The following is a 461-nucleotide window of genomic DNA, read 5'->3' on the forward strand; positions in this document are numbered from 1 at the left end:
TTCATGAGGCTGCCTGGCGTCAGCTGGGAGAATATCACCACGGTCTCCCTGGAACGCCGCTCCTGATCACGACCTCCCAGATCCTGCTCGTAAATGTTCTCTTGCTCGACAGGAAATACCTTCCCGTCCGGACTGGTGATGGAAGCGTCCAGCACGGTCAGGGACTCATTCTCGGAAAAATAGCTGTAGTGATACTTTTGCAGCGCTTCCGCCCCAGCCGGTGTCAGAACCTGATACTCCAGAGATACGATGCGGGTATAGGTCAGATCGTCCTGAATCTCGATACGATAATCGGACAGGAGATTGCGGTAGTCCTGAATAGCTTCATCCGCCTTAACCAGGCCAGACATCATCAGAACCAGTAAAAAAGACAGAAAGCCAGGGTACAAATAAGCAGAATATGAACGCATGGAATGATACTGACCTGACATAACTCCCTCTTAATAATGCATTGAATTCGA

1 protein-coding gene is annotated in these 461 nt (G+C 49.9%); it reads right to left on the reverse strand.

What is annotated here, in order from left to right; genetic code table 11:
• Positions 1–431 (reverse strand): DUF3857 domain-containing protein (locus CWC28_RS21495; protein WP_138625767.1); only part of this gene is annotated, 431 nt, incomplete at its 3' end.
• Positions 432–461 lie beyond the last annotated feature (30 nt).

The sequence above is a fragment of the Pseudoalteromonas sp. S4492 genome (assembly GCF_005886115.1).
GTDB classification, from domain to species: domain Bacteria; phylum Pseudomonadota; class Gammaproteobacteria; order Enterobacterales; family Alteromonadaceae; genus Pseudoalteromonas; species Pseudoalteromonas gelatinilytica.